Below are 26,421 nucleotides of genomic sequence, written 5' to 3' on the forward strand. Positions count from 1 at the left end.
CTTCTGCCTTTTTTATAAGTTTATTCCTGATAAATTTTTCCAAGGACATCTTTGCCCCCTGTAACCGGGATAATGCTGCCTGTAATAAAATCGGATTTTTCATCGGTCAGAAAGCTAATTACTCGGGCTATATCCTCACCTGTTCCCGGTCTTCCGACTGGTGAGGCATTTTCCTGAACCTCTGCGGCTTCTTCAATTTTTTTTTCCTTCCATTCACCGACGATATCTCCCGGACAAACCATATTTGCGGTAATTCCATTCCCGGCCTCTTCAAGTGCGATGGATTTCGTCAAAGACGCAGCACCCGTTTTCGCAGCCGCAAAAGCGGAACGGTATATCCAGCCGGAAGCTGACTCTACACGATCAAAGCCTATCGTAATAATCCTTCCCCATCCAGCTTCACGCATTTTCGGGATAAACAGCTTGGATAAATAAAATACCGCATTTAAATTACCATTAATCAGATAATTCCATTGTTCGAAGGTATATTCCATCATCTCTTTTCTTTCATGCACGTAAGGGCCTGCATTATGAATGACTATATCGATGACTGGGAATTCATTAAAAGCAGATTCTGACATCTTTACACATTCTGCCGGTATTGAAATATCTCCCTGCAAAGCAATATTTTTAGTTCCATATTCTTTGGTCAGTTCCCGGCATAATGAGACAGCTTCCTTTTGACTGCTACGGTAATTGATCACCAGATCGATGCCTTTTGCGGCAAGCACATACGCCGTTCTTTTCCCGATCCCTGTTGCTCCTCCCGTTATTAAAGCTGCTTTATTTCTCACAAAATTACCCCTCAGTATTTAAAAATTTTATATACATCAATACCAATATACTAGTAATTACAGTGTATTAATGCAAATAATAAGAAATTTTTTTCACCTTGGCTGCAGGGGCTGTGCAAATCTTATTGATCCATTATTAACGGATAGGCATTTTTCCGCATAGAATATATGACATAGTGAAGAATCATTAGCCTTGCCGGCAGTTTAGCATGGAAAGGATGAGAAGGATGTTTCCATGGAACCTTTTTCCATTTAATAAAGATATGAAAAATCCTCCCCATCAAATGAAACCGGAGGATATTGATAAATATGTCCGAAATATCATGGGGCAAATGTTTCCTCAAAATATGCAGGAAATGAGCGGAACACCAGATTTTATGAAAGGCTTTAATACAGCAGCCCCTGGAACTAATCACCAGCCATATTCTGCACCGCTGAATGCATCCGTCTTTGAAACACATGATTATGTTTTTGTGAGATTCCCTATTAAAAACGAGGACTGGTTAAAAGAAATGAAACTTTACCACACATCCAACCAAATGATTATTGAACATATTCCTGAGAAAGACGATAAGCATATCCTAACCCTCCCTGCTATTGTCAGAAAAAAAGGATCATCAGCAAGCTGCAAAGAGGGGTATATGGAGATAAAAATACCTAAAAACGTCGATATGCAATTTTCTGAAATTGATGTAACGGAAATATTATAAAGGGGGCATCTTTATGGAACTGAAAAAATGGAAAGATTTAATAAAAATGTCCGCTCAATATCAGAACCAGGATTTTTGGGACACCTTATCGCCTGAGAATTCCAGTCACAATAAAAAACATTCCTTTTCAGGACTGGAAGAGGATAAAATCAATCGTTTCCTATCTAATCAGAATATTTATCCTCGATGTGACATGTATGAGTGCAATGGGGATATCAAAATTGAAGCAGAGCTCCCCGGAATTTGCAAAAATGACATTAAAGTATCTCTCGTAGGAAATGAACTAATTATTAAAGGAAAATGTTCTTCATTTCATCAGCACTTGCGCTATTTTCTGAAAGAAAGACATAGCAGATCCTTTGAAAAAGTGCTTACTCTCCCCATGCCTGTTGATAAATATTCAATAGAATCGTCATTCGAACATGGGATACTTTCCATTTCTCTCCCCATCTTAATCCAAGAGGAAGAAGCAATACCCATTTTTGTAAAGGGTGAAGAAACCCTTTAATCAAGCAGTTTATCATAACAATAAAAAGGGTTGACCCGATCCATGAAGATTGTACCTGCAATGACATATCCGTTTTTTTCAAATAATCTTTGAGCCTTTGTATTCAGCGAGTATGTATCGGTTCTCATGTACGGTATCCCTTTACTGACTGCATGTTCTTCAGCAAATAGAATTAACTTGCTCGCAATTCCCTCACCTCTGATCTCTGGATCTACTGCCAGACGGTGAAATACAAAACACGGCTCATCTTTTCTCCACGAGGCATTTTTATATTCCTCAGCCTGAGTTTGATCGACAGTAATGGAACCTGCAACTTTTCCATCAAAGATGGCCGTGTACAAATTGCCCGCTTCAATATCAGCTAAAAAGTCCTGATCCTGGGGATAAGTCCGGTTCCATTGGTCATTTCCCTCGGATTCCATAATGCTAACAGTCTGCTGGACGATGTCCATAATTTTTTTCAAATCTTCTTTTGTTCCTTTTCTAATATCCATTCAAATCACCTGTTGCTTCTGATTTTAGTGTCTTTTACTAATGTTCCTATGAAGGCTTGAATACATACATAGAGTCCAAGTAAATACTACTCATAACGTAAACGACAGTATTCAGGTGACAGTGCAACAAAAAAAGGCAGCCTAAAGAGGCTGCCTTTCACTCGATCACATATTATTTGCCAATGAACATTTGAGTCCAGTAGTTACCGTCAGCAACATGGCCTACACCAAGATGCGTGAAGTTTGCATTCATGATGTTTTTACGGTGGCCTTCACTATTCATCCAAGCTTGTACAACTTCTTCAGGAGACTGTTGGCCCATAGCAATGTTTTCGCCTGCTGTAGTGTATGAGATGCCGAATTGCTTCATCATATCAAATGGTGAACCGTAAGTTGGGCTGTTATGGTCAAAATATCCTTTAGACTGCATATCACGTGATTTTTCACGAGCAACTTTGCTTAATTCTACATCCAATTTAAGCGCAGGCACTCCTGCTTTTGCACGTTCCTGGTTAGTTAATTCAAGTACTTTTTTCTCATAAGCACTTACTTCAGAAGTTGCAGGTGCCGCTTCTTTTGTCTGCTCAGCAGGTGCTTGCTGCTGTGCAGGAGCCTTTGCTGTTTCCTGTGCTTTTGCAGGCTGCGCTGCTGGAGCTTTTGCTGTTTCTTGTGCTTTTGCAGGCTGCGCTGCTGGAGCTGCCGGCTTTTGAGCTTCCTGTTTATTTACTTGAACATTTCCCCAATTAATATTGTAGTTTTTAAGGTATTTTTGAAGAATGCTATTGATCTGTTCCTGGCTTAGGTTACCAGATTGAGAAACTACCATTTTTTTAGCTTGTTCAGGAGTAGGACAATTTGAAGCTGCGTCCGCTTGGTTAGCTCCTGGTGCTGATACTAGTAATGCTGCTGCCGCTGCTACTGAGTAAATAACTTTCTTATTCATGTATTTAAATCCTCCCTGTGTTTGTTTTCTTTGTTGTATGGTGCTGTGTGACTTGCACAATCATCATATCACAGGGTTTTTCGTAATATTTTTGGACAGATTTTACAACTCCCTGATTTCAGGACACCTCAGAGACTTTTAAACTAGTAAAATCAGGGCTGCACCTTTTCATAAATCCTTATATTAATAGGTTTAGGGTTATTCATAAATGGGTAATTGAATGATTGGATTTTTTTCTCTTTAGTGGAAGCCGCTCTGAACAAATACCATTTATATACTAAAACATCACTATTGACAGGTTTTTAGGCTGACAATATTCTTTACTTTTATTACACCATTGTAACAAATGTTATAGGTATATGTACCCGAATTTGGGTATCTATGCCCCTAAAGGAAAAGTTTTTGGAGAATTACCCGGATCCAAAACAAAAAGCAGCCATCGCTGCTTTTTAATGGCCGCTATCATCATTCTCTTCCATATTTTCTATTTCCGGGCTGGCTGATTCTTTTTCAGGTTCACTAGGCTGGCCGATCACAAATTCTTTTTTAGGCATATTATGCATCCTTCGTGCCGTTACGTGTGAATATATATAGTAGGTTCCTTCTTCTTCGAATGTTTTGTCGAGGCGATAAATCCCGTTTTCAGCATGTTCAACAAGAATTTTTTCGTGTTCTTCCGCATTTGCTCTCCAGATTTCAAACTTTACTTCATCTGCATCCGTGACCTCTTCTTCCCCATATGTAACTTTTGCTTCAAAAACTACCGGCTCATTTGCTTTTGCTTTTTCAGGATTAATCGATAATTCGACTTCCAGGAATTGCGGTTCTTCCTCAGCTGCATTGTGATTGCTGCAGGCTGTCAGGCTTACCATGAACATTACCGGGAGCCAAATATTTAGTAGCTTCTTCATCATAAATCTCCTTAATCTTACCTTATTTCGAACAGCGGCAGCACGATTCTAACCGTCGTACCTTTATTTAATTCACTTAAAACAGTCAGCTCACCTTGATGGAGCTTAACTAGCTTTTCTGCAATCGCAAGACCAAGACCTGTACCGCCATCTGATCTCGTTCTGCCTTTATTCACTCTATAAAACCTTTGTTTAATTTTGCTTAAATGTTCTTCAGAAATCCCAATCCCTGTATCCTCTATTTCAATCATGCATTTATCTTTCTCTTGAGATAAACGGATGCTGATTCTGCCTTCTGCTGTATACCGAATTGAATTATCCATAATATTTTGGATGATCTGCTCAATCCTGCCTTCATCCCCGTTGATGATTACTTCAGGATCCAGGCGGTATTGTAAATCCAAATTTTTTTCACGGAGGATAGGCTTGTATTTTTCAATAGCATCCTCTATAAGCTGTCCCAAAGGCAGCGGCATTTTTTCGAGTTTGTATTCATCTGATTCAAGTTTAGATAAATCAAGCAGGTCTCCCACCAAACGTTCCATCCTTTTTGACTCTCTAAGTATCAGCTGCAAATATTTTTGCCTGTCCTCCTCAGATTCTGCCATCTCGGAAATGAGTGCTTCACTGTAGCCTTTTACATAGCTGATGGGAGTTCTTAATTCATGCGATACGTTTGCCAGAAAATCCTTTTTCTTTTCGTCTTCTTTCTGTATAGATGAGGACATATGATTAAATGCATTTGCCAGCTGGCCAATTTCGTCCTTCGAATCAATGTTTAAATGAATATCATAGTACCCCTTTGAAACATGGTCAGCTGCATCCTTCATATCCAATAGAGGCTTTGTCAGTTTTTTAACCAGCATGGTACCTAAAATGATGCTGATAACTGTAAAAATCATCGCGGCAGCAAACCAAAGATACGCAAAATCCTGGGTAATCTCTGAAATTTTCGCCAGGGGAACATATAAATATATTATGCCCTGCAGCCGATTATCATCGAGAAGCGGAATAATGACACCCATAATCTTTCGGTCAAACCTTTTTTCATATCCCATTTTTTCAACTGCGCTGCCTTTTAGCAGCTCTTCACGTTCTTCTTCACCAATTAGTGTCTGATAGTCAATTTCAAAAGGCAGACAGGCACTAAGCTCTCTAGGGTTACTGACGATAAAAACCTCTGTTTCTGATTTTGAATTATACCAATCGATTTTTTCCCTGAGATCCTCTGTCAAAGGCCCCCCCATGTATTCTGAAGAAAGGCTCCTCCCTTCAGTAAGCAGAGATTCCCTTACATTTTCCACATAAATTTTTTCATAAAATAAATAAGATAGAAAGTAGGAATATAAGATCGTAATGATAATCGCCGCAGTCACGGTCAGCCACATTTTTTTCGCCAGGCTATTGGTCAGGAATTTCATTCACTTGGCACCTCGAATTTATAGCCTACTCCCCAGACTGTTTGGATATAGTCACCAACCCCCAGCTTCATTCTCAGCGTTTTTATATGAGTATCCACGGTTCTTAAACTTCCTGTATAATCAATGCCCCATATATATTCAAGCAGCTGTTCCCTGCTTAATGCCTGGTTTTTATGTTCGATAAAAAATAGAAGCAATTCATATTCTTTAAGAGTAAGCGTGACCTGTATCCCCGCAACCGTGACCTTCCTTGCTTTTTTGTCAATTGTGATTTTTCCAATTTGAATAGAATCCATGTCACTTTTTAATCCGCCCGTTCTTCGGAGAACTGCATTCATTCTGGCAATAAGTTCTCCAGGACTAAAGGGTTTGACAATATAGTCATCCCCTCCTAACTGCAGGGCTTTCACTTTATCCCATTCCTCTCCCTTGGCAGAGAGAAATATAATTGGTACATTTGATTTTCCCCTGATTCGAGAACATACTTCAAATCCATCTTCACCCGGCATCATAATATCCAGAATAACTAAGTCCATCACATTATTTTCAAGTATGCCATATGCTTCAAAGCCGCTTTCTGCTGAAAAGCATGTAAATCCTGAATTCCCCAGGTACATTTCAATCAAATGCCTCATATCTGCTTCATCATCTATAATCAGGATATTCAGCATGTCATTTCACACTCTCCCTAATGACTATTTTAAAAGGGCCCTCTCCAACCTTAATATTTTTAAGCGTTTTTAAATTTTTTGGCTCTAGTATATGTAAATCATTGCTGTCATAACCGGCGACCAAAAGTATATCTTTTGCAAAAGCCATTTCAAAGGGATTTGCTGCAACCGATACAGAGGCAGTTTCTTCCCCTGATTCATTAATTTTATATAACATATTTGATCCATGGCTTAAGACATATACATGATTTTCTTGTCCAAGAAAATTAATCGGCATCGAAGCAGCCTTAATCCTCTTTTTTAACTCCCCTGTTTCGGTATTATACACATGGATATTCTGTTCAATCTCAACACCTTCTCCATGTCCGCCAATCCAGATTTCACCGCTTTTCTCATTAAGCCAGGCACCGGCTGCTGAAGGATGAATTGTAAATTCCCCGCTTTTTGCTTTTGACTCAAGATCGATAATTCCCAATTTCTCATGGTTGAAGCTTAGGACAAATAGCTTTTTCTCTGCAGAGGATTCAAGGAGGGTAAGCGGATCTCTCTCTGTCTCGACCTGTTTTTCCTCCTCTCCATTTAAATTAAAGAACCTTATTTTGTTCAAGTTTTGATCTGCAAAAGCTATTTCATTAGTATCAAGCAGGATGCCGTTGACAATTCCTTCTCCTGTCTCCCAGCTATCAATCAGTTTTCCTTCCTTTAAGGAATATTGATCAGCCGTCTCCAGCTGTTTTCCATAAAGAAGTATGGAGTCATTGTCCGGGAGAATCAAAGCCCCTGTATAAGGTTTCTCCATAATCCACTCTGCCGCCATCTCCTTCTTAGCCAAGTCTACATAAGATATGGTCATATCCTTGATATTGACTGTAGCAGCAAAAGTTATATCTTCTGGAATTGCAGGCTGTCTCTTTTCTGAGCAGGAAGTAAGAAAGGCTGCTATTATCAATAATAAGAAAAACCAATATTTATTTTTTGACATACCATTTCTCCTTATGACTATCTTACCTTCATCTTACCTTAATATTGTGAGATAAATGTGAAAGGATCTTGAAACCTAAAGAAAACCTGCTGAATTCAAAAAAAATAGGAAGCTTAACCCTTCCTATTTCAAACATTCACATTCATTGATATGCATTTGGATAAGTGCGTTTTTTGATGTTTCATCCAAGTCTGACTGTGTAATTCTCTTAACCGCAAGGTAGAATTTTTCATAGATAGTCTTACGGACTCTAGGATGGGAATTTTCATCCTTTAGCTCCCTGGAGATTGCTTCCTTCAATATCATTTCAGCATTATGATCCTCTTCGAGTTTCCGGTTATTCCAAAGCTTCCGGTATTCATTCAGAAGCTTTTCATAGTCTGGACTCATTACTGCCACATCCCTTCCAAAACAGGGACCATTATATATCCCTAAATGTATTTTTACATAAATAATTTTATAAATGCAAAAAATATAGCTAATATGCCAGAAAGGAGAATGATTAATGAATTCACCTTATCGGTGCCCAAACTGTAAAACCAACAGAAGCCGATTCAATATTATTCAGCAGGTGCCTCAATCCATTAAAATGGATCCACAGACAGGGAATGTATTGGAAGAGTACAGCAGTGAACAGCTGTCCCCTTTTCATATGCCTTATAAAGGCCCTGATAAGAGAGTGCAGTGTGCTGCTTGCGGACTAGTGGAAGACGAACGCACATTCATCAAATTTGGCGAAAAACAGTAGTATTGCTGAAAACGAATAAAAGCTTGAGATTTTATTCTCAAGCTTTTATTCGTTCACTAACTTATTTTCCTTAAAGAATCTTTTATTGTCCACTTTCCATGCGTCGGCTTGTGAATAGCGCACAAGATAGATGCTGCCTCTAAAATGCATTCTGCCGCGGTTCTTTATAAACCAGTCAACTTCCACCGGCACTTCCAGGCTCAGCTCGCCTGTCAAATCCTCAGCAGGAAGCACAGGCATCGCACTCAGCCTTACATTTTCTATGATGGGCAGGATTTTATTCCATGGCAAAGGCTGCAGGGAAATGGGCTGTACGATCTTGGAATCCTGCTGTTTTAATCCAGCCATGAATGCACTGATTACTTCATATGGATTTGCTTTATAGAGATATCCATCAAGTTTTCCTGCTGCTTTTAATATCATCAGCTTGTGCGATAAATCCATGTAATTGGTACGGTGGGTGGTACTGCCATAAAAATGAATACAGAAGTGGCCGGGAAAGTTGTTTTTCAGTGCACCGCCTCCATGGGGCATTCCATGCATGGAAGCGGCAATCCACTGATTTCCATTAATAATAATGATTGCTCGCCTCTTCCAGCTCCATTTTCCTCCATAAATGCTTTTCATTATTTTTGTTTCTTCTGCGTCTAATGGCTGTACATCTGCATGATGGCTGCCGGCTCGTCTTTGAACTTTAAACTTCTTGCCTGTTTCAACATCCAGAACAGTAAATTTACTGTATTTAGGCAAGATCCCATTCACTTTTTCCCAAGGGATCATCTCAATTTTCCAGCTTATCCCCTCTTCCGCTGCAGTAGTGTGTGTGGCTCCTGCAGCAAAAAGAACAATGAAGATAACGATTGCGTGTATTGTTTTCATAAGTTCCACTCATTTTTTATGTTTTTTCGGTTCAGCATTATATATTGAGTTTCCCAAAAACAGGTTTTTTTCATTCATATGAAGGAATAAAAAAATCGCACAAGTTGAGTGCGATTTTTCTTTTCTTTAATGAATACCTTCAAGGGTTTTTAATCTTTTCTCCATTTCTCCCCAGTCAAGATTTTCTCCTATAAAAACCATATTCAAGGGCAAATTCATGTTTTCCTGCATATACAGCGGCATTCCATAAGAATACTGAAACAGCAACGGATACTGTGATGAATGCAGTTTCAAATATCCTTTTATTCTGTAAACAGTATCAGGGAGGCCTCTTAGAAACTCCTCAAATTCAGTCTGGTTAACAGGTTTTTGAAACTGATAAACAAAAGTGCTCAAGCTTAGATCAGAAAAAACATGTGAACTGGAAGCCGGGCTCTTTTTCCCGGAAGTCATACCTCTTACCTGCTTCACAGCAATCTTTGAGTACGATGTTAAGATGCTGAAAGCCTGGCTGTTTAGACCCTGTACCTCCATTGTAAGCCTGGCCTGTTCCGCTTCAGTAAGGTCATCTGCTTTATTTAAAATAATTAAATCCGCATGCCTCACCTGCTCAATTAATAGCTGCTGAATCTGAGGGCTTAACAGCTTTCGACTAAGCCATCTTGGACCATCAACAACTGAAAGAATCCCTTTTACCAGCATTCGATCTGCAAAGAGGGGGGAAAGGATACTATCCAGAACTTCAATGGGATGAGCTGCGCCTGTTGTTTCAATATAGATCGCTTCCGGCTTATCAACCATCAATAATTCCTGAAGCTGAGCTTCCAGCTTATCTGAGATTGTACAGCATATGCATCCATCAAGCAGCTCCTTTAATGGTACATCCTCATCGACCACGTCCGAGTCAATTGATACTTTTCCAAGCTCGTTCATCATGACTGCCACTTTCCTGCCTTGCTTTTTTTCCTCCTGGAGCAGCTGCTTAAGAAGTGTAGTCTTCCCGCTCCCAAGAAAGCCTGATAATATATATATTTCTGTTTTATTCATATTTTTCCCCTTCTTCACGGTCTGCAAGCATTTCTTCAATCATAATCATCATTTTCTTCTCTATTGAATCAATATCCAGATTTGTTAAGTAACCAACGGAATGAAACATTTCCTGTTTGCATTTCCAGATGGGAATATATGCATTTGGATAAAAATCATCTTCCGTTTCAATTCCCAATTCCAAAATGGACTCATAGTCAACTTTAAATACATCATTTTCTGAAGCACTGCGGCCTTTAATGGTTCTGATCAGGTCTACTACCAGATTTTCCCCGCCGGTTTGAAAGTCTGTTTTATAGTTATTAAGAAGTTTTTCTGCAAGCTTTTCGCATTTTTGTTCTATAGCTGATATTTGATTACGGGTCTGCTCATTAAGTTCCACTATCTGCTTCAAAGGATCACCTCTTTATAGCTATCCTGTCTAATGACACATTGTATATGATTTTCTCAGTCCATACAAACCTTAAGTCATATTTGCTATAATCTCTAATAAGGATGGTGGAGTTAATATGCTCGAAAATACCGGGGAAAGAATCATACCGGAGGAAATGCCGATTACAAACGGAATGCTTCTGGAACATTTGGCGCGTTACTATTTTGCCCTTTATTATGCAAGAGGAAGAGTCCTCGATATTGCCTGCGGAACGGGGTACGGCTCAAAAATCATGGCAAAAGCCAAGAAAAAAGAAATCAATGAAATAATCGCAGTAGACGTTGATGGAGATACACTGAAATATGCCAGGCAGCACCATTATCATCCTCTTGTGCAATATGTACAGGCCAATGCAGAAGATGAAATCCTCCCAGATCAATTGGGATTCTTTGATGTGATAACGAGCTTTGAAACGCTTGAACACCTGGAATCAGAAGAAATATTTCTTAACAGCCTTTATAAAATGCTAAAGCCTGGAGGGACTCTCATTTTATCCACTCCATTCGGCGCTGGAAGGGGAAAACCAACAAGAGAGCCATTCCATTATCATCAGCTGACTGAAAATGAATTCATTGATCTGTTTAAGGCATACGGAGAGACGGAATTTTATTATCAGAGAAGTGTTCTTATTGAACCGAAAAGAGAAGGCAAACACTACCCTTTTGGGATTGCGGTCTGCAGAAAAAAGTAAATGAGGAGCCCCACTGGCTCCTCATTTACTTTTTTAGAGCTCTTCGGCTCTTTTTTCGGAACTATTCTTTTTCAGCCTTCAGAAACTGCTTCAGTGCTTCTGAGTTTTCTTCAAAATCCAGCTGGAGAACCGATCCGGCATGCTCATAGGTTTTATTTTCAAAACTGTCTGTAATCGGCACCCTCAGTGTTTCAATATCAGTAACAGGATCCATTAAAAATGAAACACCTAAGGCTATTGCTTCCTCAATCTTTAAGTCAGTTTCAACGTATTTCAATGCCTGGCTGATCACTTCCGGAAATCTTGCCAAACCAGCAGGTGAAGAGAATTGATTCATCACTTCATCTTTAAGCTCTATCAAAATCTCCTGCTGCCTGTCCACTCTCCCAAAATCACTTTGTCCATCATGGCGAAATCTGACATACGATAATAGGTCGCTCCCCTTAAGTTTTTGCTTGCCAGGATCCAATTCCAATCCCATATCGTCAATCATTGCAGAACTGACTTCCACTTCAATTCCATCCGGAGCAATGGCATCAAGCATTTTTGTAAATCCCTTAAAATCGATAATTGCTGTATGATCGATTTGGACTCCGAAGTTTTGCTCTATTGTATCCTTTAATAAGTCCTTGCCGCCTATATAATAAGCATGATTCAGTTTGCTGTACATATATTCATAATCAGGAATTTTTACATAGCTGTCCCTCATTAAAGAGACCAATTTAATCGATTCTCCAGAAGGTATATAACTGGCCAGAAGAATAGCATCTGAACGTGAATCCTCTTCTCCCCTGCTGTCAACACCAATGAGCAAAAAGTTTTTCGTTTCATTTCCAATAGCGGATGGCTTTTTACCTTCCTTTTCAACCCCATCAGCTCCAGAATCCTGCCTTACCTCATTTGGATCTTCTTTTTGCTGATAGGAAGTACAGCCGGACAGGATGGCTGCAGCCAATAAAAAGACAATTATTATATTCTTCAAGCGAATCACCCCTGCACTGCTTATAGTAAAGTTTACTATCATTGTGGGAAAGATGAATGCTTTATATACCCATTTTCTATAACAGGAATACATGTATCAACAGAAAAAAGCTCTCCAAAAATGGAGAGCTTTTGCCTTAAGATTCTATTTGTTCTTTCAGCACTTCGGCTGCTTTTTGAATTTGCGTATCATTTTGATCAATTTTTTCACGGAGTTTTTCCATCAGTCTAAGGGTAGACTGCCCTGATAATACTCCATTTTGCTCAAGCTTTTCGGCGGCCTGAAATTCTTTGACAGCCTGTTCTGTTTTTTCATCAAAGAAACCGTCTTCTCTTCCAGGATCATATCCAAGTGCTTTTAGCATTTGCTGTCCTGCTTTAACCTGAGCTGAAGAAACAGAAAGCTTTAATTCAGTGTCAGGATTAATAAATGGCAGTGTAGCATAATCCGGCAAGGCCACTTTGTGATCCGGTGTTATTCCCTTTTTATGAATCCAATTCCCATCCGGTGTGAGCCATTTTTCAGTAGTGAATTTCATGTTTGATCCATCGGAGAAGTCCTGTGCACGCTGGACTGTGCCCTTTCCAAACGACTTTTCACCGACAAGCGGCACATCTGCAGACTCGTGTACTGCGGCGGCCAAAATTTCTGATGCACTTGCGCTTCCTTTATCAATTACAACTACTAAAGGAATATTCGGGTTTTCCTCTTTCGTTGATTTAACTTCTTCCCTGTTTCCATTGCGGTCTTCAATTTGGAATAAAATCTCGCCATCCGGGACAAACAGGCTGGAAATTTCCACCGCCTGATCCAAAAGACCCCCAGGATTCTGGCGAAGATCAAGAATTAACCCTTTCATGCCCTGCTTCTGCAGATCATTCAGAGTTTCCACCAGCTCTTTAGAAGTATTTTCCGAGAAAGTAGTAATCTGCACTTTTGCAATACCATCTTCAAGCATTTCCCCATAGACGGTTTCAAGGGGAATAGTATCACGAGTAATGGAAATATTCATAGGCTCATCTGAACCAGGGCGCTGAACTGAAAGTTCTACCTTAGTGCCCTTTTCACCTCTGATCAGCATAACGGCCTCAGTCGAACTCATCCCCTGAAGACTTTTTCCATCAACGGACAGGACCTTGTCATTCGGTTTAAGCCCGGCTTTTTCAGCAGGTGAACCTTTTAATGGTGAAACAATTACAATGTAGCCTTCCTGTTCCTGGATTTCAGCTCCGATTCCTTCAAATGAGGATGAAATACTCTGATGGAAGCTTTTGGCTTCTTCCTCATTCATATAGTCTGAGTATGGATCATCCAGCGCTTCAAGCATACCGTTAATAGCGCCATTTATAAGGTTATCCTGGTCAACTTCCTGGAAGTAGTTTGTTTTAAGGGTATCATAAGCTGTATAAAACTTATCAAATTCCCTTCTATCGCCAGTTCCAACATCTACTGCTTTTTCATCTCCAAAAGCCAGTGCAAAGGTAGTAATTCCAGCTGAAAGGAAAACAATAAAAAACAGCAGCATTACAAAATGAAACTTTTTCATGCGGATAAAACCTGAATGGTTATTATCGGGTGTTTCGGAAGTTTCTTTGTTTAGATCTTCATTTTGCAAACTCTTCACCACTTTCATTACCGTAAAATAACTATGTAGAATCCTTAATGATTAGAATAACATTTTTATCGAAAAAATAACAAAGAAAAATGCATATGTGTAAAAATTGAAAGAGCGCCAGCGAAAAATGCTAAAGCGCTCCTTCTTATGTTAGGCTACCCCATAGCCTTGATCTTCTATCGCTTTTATTAAGTTTTCCTTATCAGCTTTTTTCGGGTCATACTCGATTTCTGCATGTTCGTCGTGAAAGGCAATGGCGACGCTTGCCACACCATCAATGGAGAGAAGGGCATTTTTGACCGCCTCTTCACAGTGGCTGCAGGTCATGCCCGCAACTTTAAGTGAAACTTTTTCCAATGTATGAACCTCCTTTTCACCTGTAAAACCTTAGTTTATTATTACCTCATTTAAGGGTGTTAATAAACATCGAGTCAACAGTCGGCGGCTTGATGTATGCCAACACAGGAATCATACTTCCCCTCAATATAAACATCGAGAAAAATAAAAGATTAATGTTTAGCCGGCATAGACCATATTTTATTATATAGTCTCATTTTAAAAATCCACAAGCTTCCGCCTAATCCTATACACCAGCCTTCCCTCGAGCCTCCCATCACTTTTTTAAGGAGTGAATTATAATGATAATCGCAGTGTTATGGTTAAGTTTCGCAGTTTCATTGATCTGCCTTATTGCAGGAATCATGAATCAGTCATGGAAACTTGCTCTATCAAGCTTTTTTCTACTTCTGCCCTTAGGCTATTATTTAACTGGGGCAGAAAACGCTCTCCGCATCCTGTCTGCACTTCCCGCTGTTCCCCTCATTTTAGCAGTTATATTTTATTTTCAATCAGGGAAAAGCAGCCCCAAGCAAAAAGGAAAATAAAAGAGGCCTTTGTGGCCTCTTAGATCTTTTTAACAATATCGAAGTATTCTTCCAAAGTCCATTTCTTTTCGTAAATGACTGTTGCTGCTTCAGTCCCAACATAGCGGAAATGCCAAGGCTCATATTTATAACCTGTGATGCCTTCTTTTCCTTTAGGGTAGCGGAGGATAAATCCGTAGCGATGTGCATTTTCAGCAAGCCACTTTCCTTCCCTGGTTTCCCCGAATTCTTCTGAAAGTTCAAGATTTGCACTTCTGCTTGAGATATCCATTGAAAGGCCTGTCTGATGTTCACTGCTGCCCGGAATGGCAACTGCCTGAACTGCTTTTTCTTTTCCTACTTTGCTTACCTCTGCTTCAAAAACCTGTGATTGCCTGGTAAATGAACGGTATCCGGAAACTGCAAACAATTCAACACCTTCATTTAGCGCTCCGGTAAATAGCTTTTCCAAAGCCTGGGCAGCGTCCTGCCGCAAATAGCTTTTTTCCAAATCTAATTTCCCATAAGAAAATGCGACATCAGGAATCATTAACTTGGAAGGTTCATAGCCATCCGGAAGACTGAACTGTTTATTCACGAGGGCCATCACATTTTCAGGATTCTGAATTATATTTCTTCCATCGACAACTTTAACATCATTAAAATATGCCGCTTCCAATGAAAGAGGATCATTTTGAATTTCTTCTTTGCCTTCTTTGCCTTCATTGCCTGCTTCCTCAGCACTGTTTTCTTCTTCTTTTGAGGATTCATCTTCTAGAGGAGGTTCCTCAAGACTTTTTTCTCCTCCCAGAAATGGAATTTTTTCAATAAGCGGCTGAACCTTCTCCATATAAGGATCGAGCTTGCTGCAGCCGGAGAGCAGGAGGCTAAGGGTCCCTGCCATAATTATGATTTTCTTCATTCATTTTCACCTGACTTTTTTTGTCTAGCGCAATCACCCTGCCCCTCGGGCTAGGCGCTGCTGCTTTTCTTTTTCTTTGCAACATTACTATTTTAACACTACAAGTCAACTAGTCCATAATTGTGTGAAAAACAGGACAAACGGCACAAATTGCTTTTGGCAGATTTTTTTTATTTAAACTCAAAAAAAATAAAACTGGCTCACAATGAACCAGTTTCCATTTCCTTTATTCTTTAACAGCCGCCTCAAGTGCAACTTCAATCATTTCATTGAAGGTGGTTTGTCTTTCTTCAGAAGTTGTTTCCTCACCTGTAAGGATATGATCGCTGACTGTTAAGACAGAAAGCGCCTTACGGCCAAACTTCGCTGCAAGTGTATAAAGCGCAGCCGTTTCCATCTCAATCGCCAAAATCTGATATTGTGCCCATTTTTCGTGTTCAGCATTATCATTATAGAACATATCTGCTGTGAATACATTTCCGACTTTGAGGTTTAATCCTTTTTCAACACCTGCATCATAGGCTTTTTTCAGAAGGTCGAAGTTAGCTGTCGGCGCAAAGTCTACCCCTCCAAATGTAAGCCTGTTCATTTGGGAATCTGTAGAAGAGCTCATTGCCAGGATTACATCCCTAACTTTCACATCTTTTTGAATTGCACCGCATGTGCCTACTCTAATTAAGTTTTGAACATTGTAGCTCTGCATAAGTTCATTAATATAAATGGAAATGGATGGCACTCCCATGCCTGTGCCCTGAACTGATATGCGTTTCCCTTTATACGTTCCTGTATAGCCAAACATGTTGCGGACTTCATTGTAGCATTCTGCATTTTCCAAAAATGTTTCTGCAATATATTTTGCACGCAGAGGGTCTCCAGGGAGCAGGACCGTTTCCGCAATTTCGTTTTCTTTAGCACCGATATGTATGCTCATAATCAAAACCTCCAAATTAATTCTGAAGCCACTGTAAATGCTTCCAAGTCAAACTATACCATATGTGCCATCACTTAGAAACAAATTACATAAGGCATGTTTTTTCACTGTACGGGAAAGCTATTTTTAGCTTTTCCAAAGGAGGTTGTAATCATGCCGCAAAAAGGAATGAGCAAAAAACTCAGGCAGGCCGTACAGCATGCCAACGAGACAAATCCATCTTCGAGGGCTAATACCGAGCCCCATACATCCAAAACAGTCAAAACAAAAAGCAATCGATAATCGGAGGGATTAGGATGGGAAAAAAGCACCGCAACCGTATAAATTCTCCAAAGAAAAATAATCATATTCCTGCTGAAGCCATTATTGCAGAGCAAGAAGCCCACGGCAAGGAATACACTGCCAATAAACGCAAAAATAGTCCAGGATCAAACATTACGGAATAAAATATTTAATAAAATAAGCAGGAGAGCTCTAGTGCCCTCCTGCTATTTCATTGTTAAGGGAATTTATAAAAAATAACGATGTGAATAACTTTTAGAAAAAGATATCTGCATCAGCTCCACCGCCCAGCACCTCGGGTCATAAGCCAAATTACTCCAGAAATCGGGCCAAGGAATGCTTCGGCAGCGATACATCGCTCCGACCAAAGTAGCTTTGGGTGATTCGACTTATGCCTGTCGGACCTGCACAGGGTGTGCGCCACAGGAAGTGGCGGTTTTAGTTAGAGTTCATCTGATCAAGGCACTTCCGCTTTTGTTCTTTAGCGTATATGTATTCGATTAACTTCTTCCCAGCCGCCCGGCTTTAGCTGATAATAAAATTGCCCTCTTCTGCCTTCATCAATATAGAGTATATCCCCTGTGGAAATAAATCGGCCATCAAAATCCCCGGGAATCCTGTCAAGCACATTAAACTTCCTAAAAACTGAATCAAGACATTCCACATGGGTTAAAGCTTCGACATTTAGGCGATATACTTGCTGAAAGCCTTTTTTGTCCCTAAATTTCGGTGTTTGAAAGATTGTCACATCATATTCTTTTCTTTTGATTCTTGTTAGTTCCTTCAGCATTTGCATCCCCCTCACATTCTATGCATCCGCTTTTTTGTCTGATTTACCTATCAGACAAATTCAGCTGTTTTGACAAATAAGGTCTTCATAAGCATTTTTAATGACATTTTTTTACTTGCCCGCCAAATTTCTAAAAACAATTTTGTATTACTGTTTAATTAGCCATTTTTCTTGTCGTTTCCTCCATCAAAAAAATACTACTTTTGTCGATTTAAGGTTTTTTTCACAGAGAAAACGCTTTCAAAAGTGTTTAATCTGCATATTATGTATAAAAGTCTTTTAAGGGGGTGAAGAATTGCGGGTATCTAAAAAGCCTGTTTTATATTCAATCCTCATCGGATTGTTACTAATGACTATTTCTTATTTTTTTCAGCCACTCATGCCTTTTCAGTCTATCGCACACAGAGGTGCATCCGCTCTTGCACCGGAAAATACGCTGGCATCCTTTGAAAAAGCTATTGAACTGGGCTTTGACTATATCGAATTAGATGTGAGGCTGAGCAAGGATAAACAGCTTGTCGTAATTCATGACGCTAATGTTATGCGCACTACCGACGGAGAGGGGCTGATTGAGGATTTGACGGTTAAGGAAATAAAAAAGCTGGATGCAGGATCCTGGTTTTCTCCTGCGTATGCCGGGGAAAGGATCCCTTTATTAAATGAAGTTTTAAAAGAAGTCAGCGGAAAAACAGGAATCATAATTGAAATGAAATCACCTGAAAATCAGCCTGGCATGACAGAAATTCTGGCAAATATGTTACATTCTTTTAAACCTGACAATGAGATTAAGGTCCAATCTTTCCATATTAATGAGATAAAAAAGTTTCACCAGCTTGCTCCCGAAATTCCTGCAGGCCTGCTGCTGAGCAAGCACCTGGATTTGTTTCATTTGGCATCCTACCGCGAATTTGCCTCTTTCTTATCAGTTCATCATCTCTTACTTTCCAAGTCCTTCATTAATCAAGCTGAGTTATTCGGTTATGAGATATACTCGTGGACCATTAGCAAACAATACCAGTTTGCAGACATGCAGCGGCTTGGTGTTCACGGAATTATTTCCGATGATGAGAAGAGAATTCCCGACTCAATCATTTACGTGTTAATAACCCCCTTTTTAAAAGGTCAGGATTTTTTCAAAACACTTCTTGCATAGCTATATGCAGTCCCATGCTGCAGTCTGAGTCTGAGCATGTAAAAACGATGGGCGTCACCCATCGTTTTCGTCAGCATAAATTTTAAGCATATTTTGCAATGACAGACTGAAGCTTTTGCTGCATATAAGGAATATCTGCATTTGTAACAGTGAAACGGACAAAGGTTTCATCCATTTCCAGTGCCTCTGCCAGGAATCCTCCCAACCCTCTCGCTTTGCGGTCTACTTGAATCATGATCTCAGTCTCTCCATTTGCCTGTGGAAAAAATACAACTTCCAGTTCATCCAGCTTTCCTCTGTAAGGACCGGAGACTGGAACAAATTCAAACTCTTGGATAAACGGCAGCCTGCTGCGGAGGCGATGCGGAGCCTGTTCGCATTCTGCTTCCCGCAAACGGAATCCCATACTCGATACAGCGTTCAATACAGAATCCATTAGCGGGTTTGCCACGACTCGAATATAATCCTTATCAGCAGGATCCACCGCGTTTTTTATATCCAGTCCTGTCGCCACCCAAATTTTTGTCTTCCCAAAAGACAAAGGTGTGTCAGTTGGAAGATTAAAGGTAAATGGAATTTCCTTTCGTTCATTCGCCGCCAGGGTGAAGGAGTGAGCGAGCCTGAAACGGTCAATCAAACCTGAGACTGTATATTTTTTATCATCTGATTCTTTAATGTAAGTAGTATTCAATGAAAGATAAATATCATCGATTTTCTGTTCGGTGCTTCCCCCTGTAATCTCAACAACGCCTCTGAGAGCTTCTCCTGGAGCTGCTGAATCCTTCTCAAGTTTCGTATCGACTTTTGCCGATCCAATTCCAATACTTGCCAGGACTTTATTAAAAAATGACATATGCTTCTCTCCCTAGTTCTTTTTTTATTTTTTTCCTTTCCAATAGAAGGTTTACCTTCCATCCGGCCAACTTTTTAAACATTTCCGGCGGTCTTTATTTATAAATAACACAAAGCACTAGCTTCATTTAGATATACGAGCTTATAACAAGAAAAGTTTCATTTTTCAAATGTGCTGCCATAAATTTTTTATATTTGCGGAAATCGCTTTATATTTCTCAGCGTTTTCTTGAAAAATGATGTATGCTTGCAATTCGAATTTTCAGAATATGTATGCGCATGGTGTTCCTGCTGCTCCGCAAAAAAATGACGAGCACCTTTCCTCGTCATTTTTCTATATTAATCATCTTCAATTTCTTCATCAATGATGCACTTTTGCAGCAGGTATTCAAATGTGATATCTGCAAGCTCATCCAATTCTCCTTCAGTAGGCACATAACCTCTTTTTGCCAGCTCATGAAAGAAAAACTCAGCAATTTCTTCCGTATCTATTACGACCTCTATTTCCTTCACAGCAACGCCCCCTTTGTACAAAATGTATGAAGCACTACCTGGATTCATGCAAAACAACTTTCAGAAAAGTCATATTCTTTATTTTGTCTTAAAGTGCATTTTTCTTCAATTAGGACATACATATAGGATAAGCATCTAACAACGATCCATTTTATTCAGAAATTGAGGAGGCAGCGACATGTCAAGTATATCCAGACTGGCCCTAATCATTAAAGAAGATGTCAATCGTGAAGAAAGCTCCATTATCAATTTTTATAGCAATCTATTAAATGTCTGGTATAAGCTGGTCATATGGTTTGGCATACCATTTTTACTGTATCTCCTAATCACATGGCTCTAAGAAGAGCTGAGACCCCTAAGCTGCTTTACACAGTGCTCTTATCATCATTATTGGCAATATGCTTCAGTTTTCTGAGTATAACCCGCATGATATGCTTATACTCATCATCCTGAAACATTTCATAAAGTATACGATAATCATTATATATATCAAGCAAACCATCAATAAGCACTTTTCTTTCTTTAATGCCTTCAAGCAATTCCTTTTCTGCCTTTCGGAATGAATGAGCAGAATCCTTTAATTCAGGCAGCTTTTCTTTTTTGTTGATCATATAAAGGAGTCCCAGCTTCTGAATAAAAGCATCTGCACTTTCAGCATCCGCAACGAGTGTCAGCTCTTCCTCTCCAGCCTCCAGCCATTCCCCGTCATTAATTCTCGAAAGCTCATAAATAACATCTTCCCATGCATCTTCTTTGTATCTCCAAATTTCCGTCCTGAAGCCTACTATTTTGAAGAGATCCGAACCATACCCCTTGACTTGGACAAGGTCACCAAAAAAGTATTTATATTCGATGTCAATATGCTCCTTTTCCATAATCTCACCTTCATACTCAGAAAGCATTTGAAGGCTGGATTCCATATATAGACCTTCACTTTTATTGACTTCATAGACGTACATATCATCTAGCCATTTCACATCTGTTACTTTTCCGACTGTACCATAAATAGTGATCACGACTGTATCACCGATTTTGTACTTTGGTTTCTTCTTTTTGCTCATTTCCTCCATCCTCTCAATGACTGAGTCGTGAGTATTGAATACAATAGTATATGCACTTTTTATGAAAATCGTCCGTACGTTCATCACAATCAATCAAAAGCCATTCTCAAAAAATGGCTCTTTTTCAATGATTGATGATTTTTATTTTTGAATACTGCCCGTTGATTTCCAGGCACTTGCTTTCCGCGGGGAGGAATGCGAGCCTCCTCGGCTTCGCCTGCGGGGTCTCACACTTCCCTCTCCTCCCGCAGGACATTGAATAAGCTTCCTCGAATGGGCACAGCACGAAGGAAATGCGTCAGCATTTTCGAGGATCAAGTGCCTTCCGCTCCAATCAACTCATAAATTAGTTACCTGCCCAAAAGCAACAACCTTTACGAAAACAGCCAAATAAAAAAACACTCCTGTGCCGGAGTGTTTCAAAGTGTTCATTTAGCTTTCAGAAAGTATATACAATTGCCAGACTTCATCAAATACAGACATGCTCTCAGGATAACTTCCATTCAATTCGAGGTAAGAGCTGACCTCATCATACTCATAGGCTGTTTTCGGAAAGCTGTGATCCTCATATGCCTCATTTGCAAAACGGCTGATGTCGTCCTTTGGTACAGGGTGTCTGTATTTCATTAAAAAGTGATAGAAAGTTTTGGACATAATAACGCCTTCCCCTTTATTCTGTCGTTCATTAATTTATTTTCTACTATAATCGAATTGTGCTCAGTTCGTCTACTATTACATAGAAAAAGCAGCCCGCATAGCTTTACGGGCTGCCCTTATCACTTACTTATCATAGGAAGAGAAATCGAAATAATTTCGCTTCAGCAGCCTTGGCTGCTCCATCAGCTTTTCGAAACTAATCTCTTTTCCAATCTTTTTCACATCAATCAAAAATAGTTGGTCCTCAATCTCCTTAACGAGATCTTCTGACTGGTAAACCATTTCACAATCCCTGCAGGAAATGGAAGGTGTCTCATTAATTTGGATGGCCCTTGTTCCATCAGGCAGCTCCCAATAAACGGTTTCCCTGCTTTCATTTATATTCTGGCTTTCACACCATGCACATTTACTTTGCATTATGAACCTCCTATTCCTTTGCCGATGCGGTCTCTGCATTCGTTTCAGCCGCTGGTTTCTGTTTTGTCTGCTGGGCATTGAATTTCTTTTCCTTTAGTTCATCGCGTTTGTCACGCTTATCCTTCAATGAACTGTGGGACGGATCGCTTTCATATTTTTCGCGGCGGTCAAGTCTTGCGAGCCCTTCAGGTACAAGATTAAACTGCTGATCATTCATCAGCGCTGCTATTCCGATATTGGACCGTTTTTCATCCATTTCCGGGTAAACTTCTTTAAAATACCCTTCAGCACGGCCCGGAACATAGTTTTCCGGCTCCGGATAAGTGGTTATAACTCCTTCAAAATTACGAAGGACCACTTTATCGGCACTTTGTGAGATCAGGTAATTTGGCTGCAAGGAGATTTTTCCGCCTCCGCCAGGGGCGTCTACAACAAATGTTGGAACCGCATAACCGGAAGTATGTCCTCTTAATCCTTCAATGATCTCAAGCCCCTTTGAAACTGGTGCACGGAAATGGCCAATGCCTTCAGATAAGTCACATTGATAGATGTAATAAGGCCGGACCCGGATTTTAACAAGATCATGCATTAATTTTTTCATTATTGGAACGCTATCGTTTATACCAGCCAAAATCACGGATTGGTTGCCTACTGGAACACCGGCATTTGCCAGCATCTCACACGCTCTCTTAGAATCTTCGGTAATTTCAATGGAAGTATTAAAATGTGTATTCAGCCATACCGGATGATACTTTTTCAGGATATTGCATAAATTTTCGGTAATCCGCTGCGGAAAAACAACTGGTGCCCGCGTGCCGATTCTGATGATTTCAACATGATCGATTTCCCTCAAATTCTTCAAAATGTACTCAAGGATATTATCATTGATCAAAAGTCCATCCCCGCCAGATATGAGAACATCCCTAACCTGAGGGGCACTCCTGATATAGCTGATCGCTGCATCAAGCTGTTTTTTCGGCACTCCCATGCCAATTTGACCGGAAAATCTCCTGCGTGTACAATAGCGGCAATACATGGAGCATTGATTTGTCACCAGAAATAAGACACGATCAGGATAACGGTGCGTCAGGCCAGGGACAGGTGAATCTTCATCTTCATGCAAAGGATCTTCAAGATCATATTTTGTTTTATATATTTCTTTTGAAATTGGTACCGATTGCATTCTGATCGGGCATCGCGGATCATCCGGATTCATTAGTGAAGCATAATAAGGTGTAATGTTCAGCGGAATCGTCTTGGTCGAGATCCTTACTCCTTCTTCCTCATCCGGAGTGAGATTGATGACTTTCTTCAGATCATCAACAGTGCGAATCGTATTTGTCAGCTGCCAAAGCCAATCATTCCATTGTTCTTCTGTGACATCCTTCCACAGCTCAATATCTTTCCAGTACCGATCCGGTTTATATAAAAAGTTCTTCATTTAAATTCCCCCTATATGGATTTCTTTAAAAATATATACTGCAAGAATCATGCCAATTCTGAAGCTTTCGTATTATCATATGAAAACCCTGACTGAGTGGCGATTGTTAGCAGCTGAGGGGATATTTTTATTAAACTGGTGACTTTGAAACAAAAAAAAATGCCGATTATTCGGCACTTTCATAATTGCTGCAGACAAGACTCCCGTTATTTATATCAATATTATACTTTGCCAGTTTATATTGCAGCGTTTGCCGCGGAACCTCCAATAGCTTTGCGGCTCTTTTTATATTTCCATTGGTCTCTAGAAGGGCTTTTTTAATTAATGCTTTTTCCTGTTCTTCCATGCTCGCCTTTAATGGCTGAACCTTTAGTGAAACAGCCTGTTCATCCTTTTGCAGCTGCTGTTTCATTATCACAGGCAAATCCTCTGCTTTAAGAAAATGATCTTCACAGACATTCATCATGTATTCGATTGTATGCTTTAATTCCCTGACATTCCCGGGCCAATGATATTGTCTGAAAAAGGCAAGCACATCCTCCCCGACTCCTGAAAGGTTTTTGTCTAAAACCTGATTAAATCCCCTCATAAAATGATGTGCAAGAAATTCAATATCTTCTTTCCTATCCCTTAGAGGAAGGAGCCCGAAAGTAAGAACATTTAAGCGGTAAAATAAGTCTGTTCTGATTTGATTTCTCTCCAGTGCTTCCACTGGATGGATATTCATGGCTGCAATCACTCTTACATCTACATGGGTGCTCTTCGGGCTTCCCACTCTTCTGACAATCCCATCCTCCAGCACTCTAAGAAGTTTTGCCTGGAGCTCAATTGGCATGGCATGTATTTCATCAAGGAAGAGTGTTCCCCCATCGGCTAATTCAAATAGCCCTGGTCTGTCTACAGCTCCTGTATAGCTTCCTTTAGCCGTTCCGAATAGAATGCTTTCAAGCAAGGATTCAGGTATAGCTGCACAGTTCTGGGCAATAAATGGCCCGGCTGCTCTTGAGGAAGCATGGTGGAGTCCCTGAACAAAAAGCTCCTTTCCGCACCCGCTTTCGCCAAACACCAGAATGGAGGAATCAGACTTTGCCAGTTTGGCTGCTTCCTTCTTAATTTTTTGCATTTCCTGATTTACAGTAAGAAGACTATCCAGTGTGTACTGTACATTCTGAACAGGAGTCTTTTTTTTGACAGGCTGTTTTATTTTTTTTCGCAAATCCAGAAGGCTTTCTGATAGAAGCTTTAATCTGGAATAGTCCTTAGCAATCTCAACAGCTCCTGCTACTTTGCCATCTACAGTAATAGGGAGAGTTGTATTAATGGTTTCTATTTGCGCGCCATGAAGGTTAACATAGGATTGCGTCTGATTATAGATCGGTTTTTTTGTTTTCATTACTTTTAGTAAGGTGCTTGTCTCTTTATCCAATGAAGGAAAAACTTTCAGAACAGGTCTTCCGATAACCTCAGAAACCTCCAGGCCATCGTGCCTTGCAGCAATTTCATTATAAAAAATGGTATTTCCATCCAAATCCACAACATGAATTCCTTCATCAATGCCCTTTAGTATGGCTGCCAGAACTTCTTTTGAAATGCTTTGAGTTTCAGTCATCAAAATCCCCTCCCATATTTATGTATATGAAAGGGTGCCGAAAATTTGTCAGGATGGTGCCGAAAAACTGGCACTATTTTTTATGGCTCCAGGAATCTTCAGCAGCCAAATTCTTTACCCAGACATTCATATTTTCAAGTTTATCGAAAATATAACAGTTGTTAAGAAGCCGGCCCCGATAGGAATACCCCAGCTGATGCAGAACGGCATTCATTCCGAACGACAGCGCTCTGGCAATGGAGTAGGCACAGAATACACCCTGCGATTTTAAATCTTTTTCCAATTTTTCAAGGAGTATTTTCATTAAACCATGTTTACGGTGGGACGGAAGTGTTGCACAATCTGTCAGTTCTGCGTTTTTATAAAAAAGATTGACCTCCGCTGAAGCTGCACTGACAAGGTCATCATTATACTGAAATGCGTAATAGATGGTACCTTCCTGGATTGTCTTTTTAATATATGAGGGATCATGGAGAGGTGTTGGATAAATTTGAAATACTTCCCGATAAAGTGCAGCAAGTTTTTCAGCATTTTGCTCTGATATTTTCATAAGCTGATATTCGGATGGAGGCATGATGACATCCGGGTTTCTTGAAAGGGCAGCTACATTTGTAATAATGCTGTCTTCTGAAATCCAATGTGGATTGATTCTTCTTTCGTCCGAGAAATATTTGCAGAAAAAGTATTGATCAGATCCCCGGAAATATCCGTCAATAACAGCTTCGCACTGAAAACCCATAGCAAGCAGTTCCGTATAATTTTCCACTCTTCCTCTAAAAATTAATTTCTCACACTGGTGTTCTTTTGCCGTTTTCTCTGCTTCATGGACAGCATCTTCCAATTTCCCTGCATAATCGTCTACTCTTAAGCGTTTATTGAATGGATCAAGGTATAATTCGGCAAGAACGTTTTCTTTTTTTATTGTTTTTACAGAAGCTTTTTTATTCATTGCTCAGACCCCCTTCTATTAAAAAACTGCCCGGCCAAACGGCCAGGCATTATAGATGATGAAGGATATACGGGCCAATTCCGCCTTTTTTTCGGCCGAATCAGCGCTTTTACCGGCCAAGCCGATTAAAATACCGGCCAAATATAGTGAAC

The 26,421-nt window shown here is 40.0% G+C and carries 34 protein-coding genes; 9 read left to right on the plus strand and 25 right to left on the minus strand.

The window, feature by feature from the left end:
• Positions 1-20: 20 nt before the first annotated feature.
• Positions 21-794, minus strand: coding sequence for an SDR family oxidoreductase (locus AC0VZ9_RS18785; protein WP_341001241.1), 774 nt, complete (start codon positions 792-794; stop codon positions 21-23).
• Between the two features lie 227 nt (positions 795-1,021).
• On the opposite strand from AC0VZ9_RS18785, the gene AC0VZ9_RS18790 reads away from it, so the two are divergent.
• Both AC0VZ9_RS18790 and AC0VZ9_RS18795 read left to right on the plus strand, forming a co-directional pair.
• On the plus strand, positions 1,022-1,504 hold the full coding sequence (locus AC0VZ9_RS18790; RefSeq protein WP_341001239.1) for an Hsp20/alpha crystallin family protein: 483 nt from the start codon (positions 1,022-1,024) through the stop codon (positions 1,502-1,504).
• Between the two features lie 13 nt (positions 1,505-1,517).
• Positions 1,518-2,012, plus strand: coding sequence for an Hsp20/alpha crystallin family protein (locus tag AC0VZ9_RS18795; RefSeq protein ID WP_019379678.1), 495 nt, complete (start codon positions 1,518-1,520; stop codon positions 2,010-2,012).
• Here the strand turns inward: AC0VZ9_RS18795 and AC0VZ9_RS18800 are convergent.
• The 7 genes from AC0VZ9_RS18800 to AC0VZ9_RS18830 form a co-directional block, all read right to left on the minus strand.
• A complete protein-coding gene (locus tag AC0VZ9_RS18800; RefSeq protein ID WP_009332558.1) occupies positions 2,009-2,506 on the minus strand; it encodes a GNAT family N-acetyltransferase in 498 nt (165 codons plus the stop codon). The genes AC0VZ9_RS18795 and AC0VZ9_RS18800 overlap by 4 nt on opposite strands.
• A gap of 172 nt (positions 2,507-2,678) precedes the next feature.
• Positions 2,679-3,449 (minus strand): CAP domain-containing protein, encoded by a 771-nt coding sequence (locus AC0VZ9_RS18805; protein ID WP_009332559.1) that lies wholly within the window; start codon positions 3,447-3,449, stop codon positions 2,679-2,681.
• 449 nt (positions 3,450-3,898) lie between these two features.
• Entirely contained in the window at positions 3,899-4,360 is a 462-nt protein-coding gene (locus tag AC0VZ9_RS18810) for a FixH family protein (protein ID WP_019379681.1), read from the minus strand.
• A 17-nt stretch (positions 4,361-4,377) separates the two neighbouring features.
• Positions 4,378-5,781, minus strand: coding sequence for a sensor histidine kinase (locus AC0VZ9_RS18815; protein WP_475396614.1), 1,404 nt, complete (start codon positions 5,779-5,781; stop codon positions 4,378-4,380).
• A complete protein-coding gene (locus AC0VZ9_RS18820; RefSeq protein ID WP_009332562.1) occupies positions 5,778-6,452 on the minus strand; it encodes a response regulator transcription factor in 675 nt (224 codons plus the stop codon). Before AC0VZ9_RS18820 ends, AC0VZ9_RS18815 begins: the two co-directional genes overlap by 4 nt.
• A gap of 1 nt (position 6,453) precedes the next feature.
• Positions 6,454-7,434: a YncE family protein gene (locus AC0VZ9_RS18825; protein ID WP_009332563.1), complete on the minus strand. Its 981-nt coding sequence runs from the start codon at positions 7,432-7,434 to the stop codon at positions 6,454-6,456.
• Between the two features lie 123 nt (positions 7,435-7,557).
• Positions 7,558-7,824 (minus strand): hypothetical protein, encoded by a 267-nt coding sequence (locus AC0VZ9_RS18830; protein WP_009332564.1) that lies wholly within the window; start codon positions 7,822-7,824, stop codon positions 7,558-7,560.
• 115 nt (positions 7,825-7,939) lie between these two features.
• Here AC0VZ9_RS18830 and AC0VZ9_RS18835 point away from each other — a divergent pair, with 115 nt between their 5' ends.
• Positions 7,940-8,182: a hypothetical protein gene (locus AC0VZ9_RS18835; protein ID WP_009332565.1), complete on the plus strand. Its 243-nt coding sequence runs from the start codon at positions 7,940-7,942 to the stop codon at positions 8,180-8,182.
• Positions 8,183-8,227: 45 nt separating this feature from the next.
• Here AC0VZ9_RS18835 and AC0VZ9_RS18840 read toward each other — a convergent pair whose 3' ends face one another.
• From AC0VZ9_RS18840 to AC0VZ9_RS18850, 3 genes are all read right to left on the minus strand, one after another.
• Positions 8,228-9,061 carry a hypothetical protein gene (locus AC0VZ9_RS18840; protein WP_009332566.1) on the minus strand — a complete coding sequence of 278 codons (834 nt, stop codon included), beginning with the start codon at positions 9,059-9,061 and terminating at the stop codon, positions 8,228-8,230.
• Positions 9,062-9,187: 126 nt separating this feature from the next.
• The gene (locus AC0VZ9_RS18845; RefSeq protein WP_009332567.1) at positions 9,188-10,108 is read right to left on the minus strand and encodes a CobW family GTP-binding protein; all 921 of its coding nucleotides are present in this window, start codon (positions 10,106-10,108) and stop codon (positions 9,188-9,190) included.
• Positions 10,101-10,502, minus strand: coding sequence for a hypothetical protein (locus tag AC0VZ9_RS18850; RefSeq protein WP_217026248.1), 402 nt, complete (start codon positions 10,500-10,502; stop codon positions 10,101-10,103). Before AC0VZ9_RS18850 ends, AC0VZ9_RS18845 begins: the two co-directional genes overlap by 8 nt.
• Before the next feature lie 115 nt (positions 10,503-10,617).
• Here AC0VZ9_RS18850 and AC0VZ9_RS18855 point away from each other — a divergent pair, with 115 nt between their 5' ends.
• The gene (locus tag AC0VZ9_RS18855) at positions 10,618-11,232 is read left to right on the plus strand and encodes a class I SAM-dependent methyltransferase (RefSeq protein ID WP_475396615.1); all 615 of its coding nucleotides are present in this window, start codon (positions 10,618-10,620) and stop codon (positions 11,230-11,232) included.
• Between the two features lie 61 nt (positions 11,233-11,293).
• Here the strand turns inward: AC0VZ9_RS18855 and AC0VZ9_RS18860 are convergent, their stop codons facing one another.
• The 3 genes from AC0VZ9_RS18860 to AC0VZ9_RS18870 all read right to left on the minus strand — a co-directional run bounded on the left by AC0VZ9_RS18860 (position 11,294) and on the right by AC0VZ9_RS18870 (position 14,186).
• Positions 11,294-12,223 carry an LCP family protein gene (locus AC0VZ9_RS18860; protein ID WP_254786579.1) on the minus strand — a complete coding sequence of 310 codons (930 nt, stop codon included), beginning with the start codon at positions 12,221-12,223 and terminating at the stop codon, positions 11,294-11,296.
• A 127-nt stretch (positions 12,224-12,350) separates the two neighbouring features.
• Entirely contained in the window at positions 12,351-13,829 is a 1,479-nt protein-coding gene (locus AC0VZ9_RS18865) for a lmo1851 family serine protease (protein WP_157380195.1), read from the minus strand.
• 150 nt (positions 13,830-13,979) lie between these two features.
• Positions 13,980-14,186: a heavy-metal-associated domain-containing protein gene (locus tag AC0VZ9_RS18870; RefSeq protein ID WP_009332572.1), complete on the minus strand. Its 207-nt coding sequence runs from the start codon at positions 14,184-14,186 to the stop codon at positions 13,980-13,982.
• Positions 14,187-14,467: 281 nt separating this feature from the next.
• On the opposite strand from AC0VZ9_RS18870, the gene AC0VZ9_RS18875 reads away from it, so the two are divergent.
• Positions 14,468-14,713, plus strand: coding sequence for a hypothetical protein (locus AC0VZ9_RS18875; RefSeq protein WP_009332573.1), 246 nt, complete (start codon positions 14,468-14,470; stop codon positions 14,711-14,713).
• Positions 14,714-14,732: 19 nt separating this feature from the next.
• Here the strand turns inward: AC0VZ9_RS18875 and AC0VZ9_RS18880 are convergent, their stop codons facing one another.
• Positions 14,733-15,614: a D-Ala-D-Ala carboxypeptidase VanY gene (locus tag AC0VZ9_RS18880; RefSeq protein WP_009332574.1), complete on the minus strand. Its 882-nt coding sequence runs from the start codon at positions 15,612-15,614 to the stop codon at positions 14,733-14,735.
• A gap of 226 nt (positions 15,615-15,840) precedes the next feature.
• Positions 15,841-16,545: a purine-nucleoside phosphorylase gene (gene deoD, locus AC0VZ9_RS18885; protein ID WP_009332575.1), complete on the minus strand. Its 705-nt coding sequence runs from the start codon at positions 16,543-16,545 to the stop codon at positions 15,841-15,843.
• Between the two features lie 153 nt (positions 16,546-16,698).
• Here deoD and AC0VZ9_RS18890 point away from each other — a divergent pair, with 153 nt between their 5' ends.
• On the plus strand, positions 16,699-16,827 hold the full coding sequence (locus AC0VZ9_RS18890) for a hypothetical protein (protein WP_009332576.1): 129 nt from the start codon (positions 16,699-16,701) through the stop codon (positions 16,825-16,827).
• A 14-nt stretch (positions 16,828-16,841) separates the two neighbouring features.
• Positions 16,842-16,991 (plus strand): hypothetical protein, encoded by a 150-nt coding sequence (locus AC0VZ9_RS18895; protein ID WP_009332577.1) that lies wholly within the window; start codon positions 16,842-16,844, stop codon positions 16,989-16,991.
• Positions 16,992-17,308: 317 nt separating this feature from the next.
• Here AC0VZ9_RS18895 and AC0VZ9_RS18900 read toward each other — a convergent pair whose 3' ends face one another.
• Complete coding sequence (locus tag AC0VZ9_RS18900) at positions 17,309-17,617, minus strand: YodL domain-containing protein (protein ID WP_009332579.1); 309 nt, start codon at positions 17,615-17,617, stop codon at positions 17,309-17,311.
• Between the two features lie 295 nt (positions 17,618-17,912).
• Between AC0VZ9_RS18900 and AC0VZ9_RS18905 the strand changes: the two genes are divergently transcribed.
• The gene (locus AC0VZ9_RS18905) at positions 17,913-18,770 is read left to right on the plus strand and encodes a glycerophosphodiester phosphodiesterase (RefSeq protein ID WP_251175752.1); all 858 of its coding nucleotides are present in this window, start codon (positions 17,913-17,915) and stop codon (positions 18,768-18,770) included.
• Between the two features lie 82 nt (positions 18,771-18,852).
• Here AC0VZ9_RS18905 and AC0VZ9_RS18910 read toward each other — a convergent pair whose 3' ends face one another.
• Both AC0VZ9_RS18910 and AC0VZ9_RS18915 read right to left on the minus strand, forming a co-directional pair.
• On the minus strand, positions 18,853-19,623 hold the full coding sequence (locus AC0VZ9_RS18910) for a sporulation protein (RefSeq protein ID WP_475396616.1): 771 nt from the start codon (positions 19,621-19,623) through the stop codon (positions 18,853-18,855).
• Positions 19,624-19,961: 338 nt separating this feature from the next.
• Positions 19,962-20,135 (minus strand): YozD family protein, encoded by a 174-nt coding sequence (locus AC0VZ9_RS18915; RefSeq protein ID WP_009332582.1) that lies wholly within the window; start codon positions 20,133-20,135, stop codon positions 19,962-19,964.
• A 178-nt stretch (positions 20,136-20,313) separates the two neighbouring features.
• Here AC0VZ9_RS18915 and AC0VZ9_RS18920 point away from each other — a divergent pair, with 178 nt between their 5' ends.
• Positions 20,314-20,475 carry a hypothetical protein gene (locus tag AC0VZ9_RS18920; protein ID WP_019379694.1) on the plus strand — a complete coding sequence of 54 codons (162 nt, stop codon included), beginning with the start codon at positions 20,314-20,316 and terminating at the stop codon, positions 20,473-20,475.
• Between the two features lie 25 nt (positions 20,476-20,500).
• Here AC0VZ9_RS18920 and AC0VZ9_RS18925 read toward each other — a convergent pair whose 3' ends face one another.
• From AC0VZ9_RS18925 to ablB, 6 genes are all read right to left on the minus strand, one after another.
• Complete coding sequence (locus AC0VZ9_RS18925; RefSeq protein ID WP_019379695.1) at positions 20,501-21,196, minus strand: hypothetical protein; 696 nt, start codon at positions 21,194-21,196, stop codon at positions 20,501-20,503.
• Positions 21,197-21,628: 432 nt separating this feature from the next.
• Positions 21,629-21,850, minus strand: coding sequence for a YozE family protein (locus AC0VZ9_RS18930; RefSeq protein WP_251175754.1), 222 nt, complete (start codon positions 21,848-21,850; stop codon positions 21,629-21,631).
• Between the two features lie 126 nt (positions 21,851-21,976).
• On the minus strand, positions 21,977-22,270 hold the full coding sequence (locus tag AC0VZ9_RS18935) for a YokU family protein (RefSeq protein WP_071157292.1): 294 nt from the start codon (positions 22,268-22,270) through the stop codon (positions 21,977-21,979).
• A 10-nt stretch (positions 22,271-22,280) separates the two neighbouring features.
• A complete protein-coding gene (kamA, locus tag AC0VZ9_RS18940) occupies positions 22,281-23,711 on the minus strand; it encodes a lysine 2,3-aminomutase (RefSeq protein ID WP_009332586.1) in 1,431 nt (476 codons plus the stop codon).
• A 166-nt stretch (positions 23,712-23,877) separates the two neighbouring features.
• The gene (locus AC0VZ9_RS18945) at positions 23,878-25,320 is read right to left on the minus strand and encodes a sigma-54 interaction domain-containing protein (protein WP_071157290.1); all 1,443 of its coding nucleotides are present in this window, start codon (positions 25,318-25,320) and stop codon (positions 23,878-23,880) included.
• Between the two features lie 73 nt (positions 25,321-25,393).
• Positions 25,394-26,269 carry a putative beta-lysine N-acetyltransferase gene (gene ablB, locus AC0VZ9_RS18950; RefSeq protein ID WP_009332588.1) on the minus strand — a complete coding sequence of 292 codons (876 nt, stop codon included), beginning with the start codon at positions 26,267-26,269 and terminating at the stop codon, positions 25,394-25,396.
• Positions 26,270-26,421: the final 152 nt, after the last annotated feature.

The sequence above is a fragment of the Cytobacillus sp. QJM3NY_8 genome (assembly GCF_056173585.1).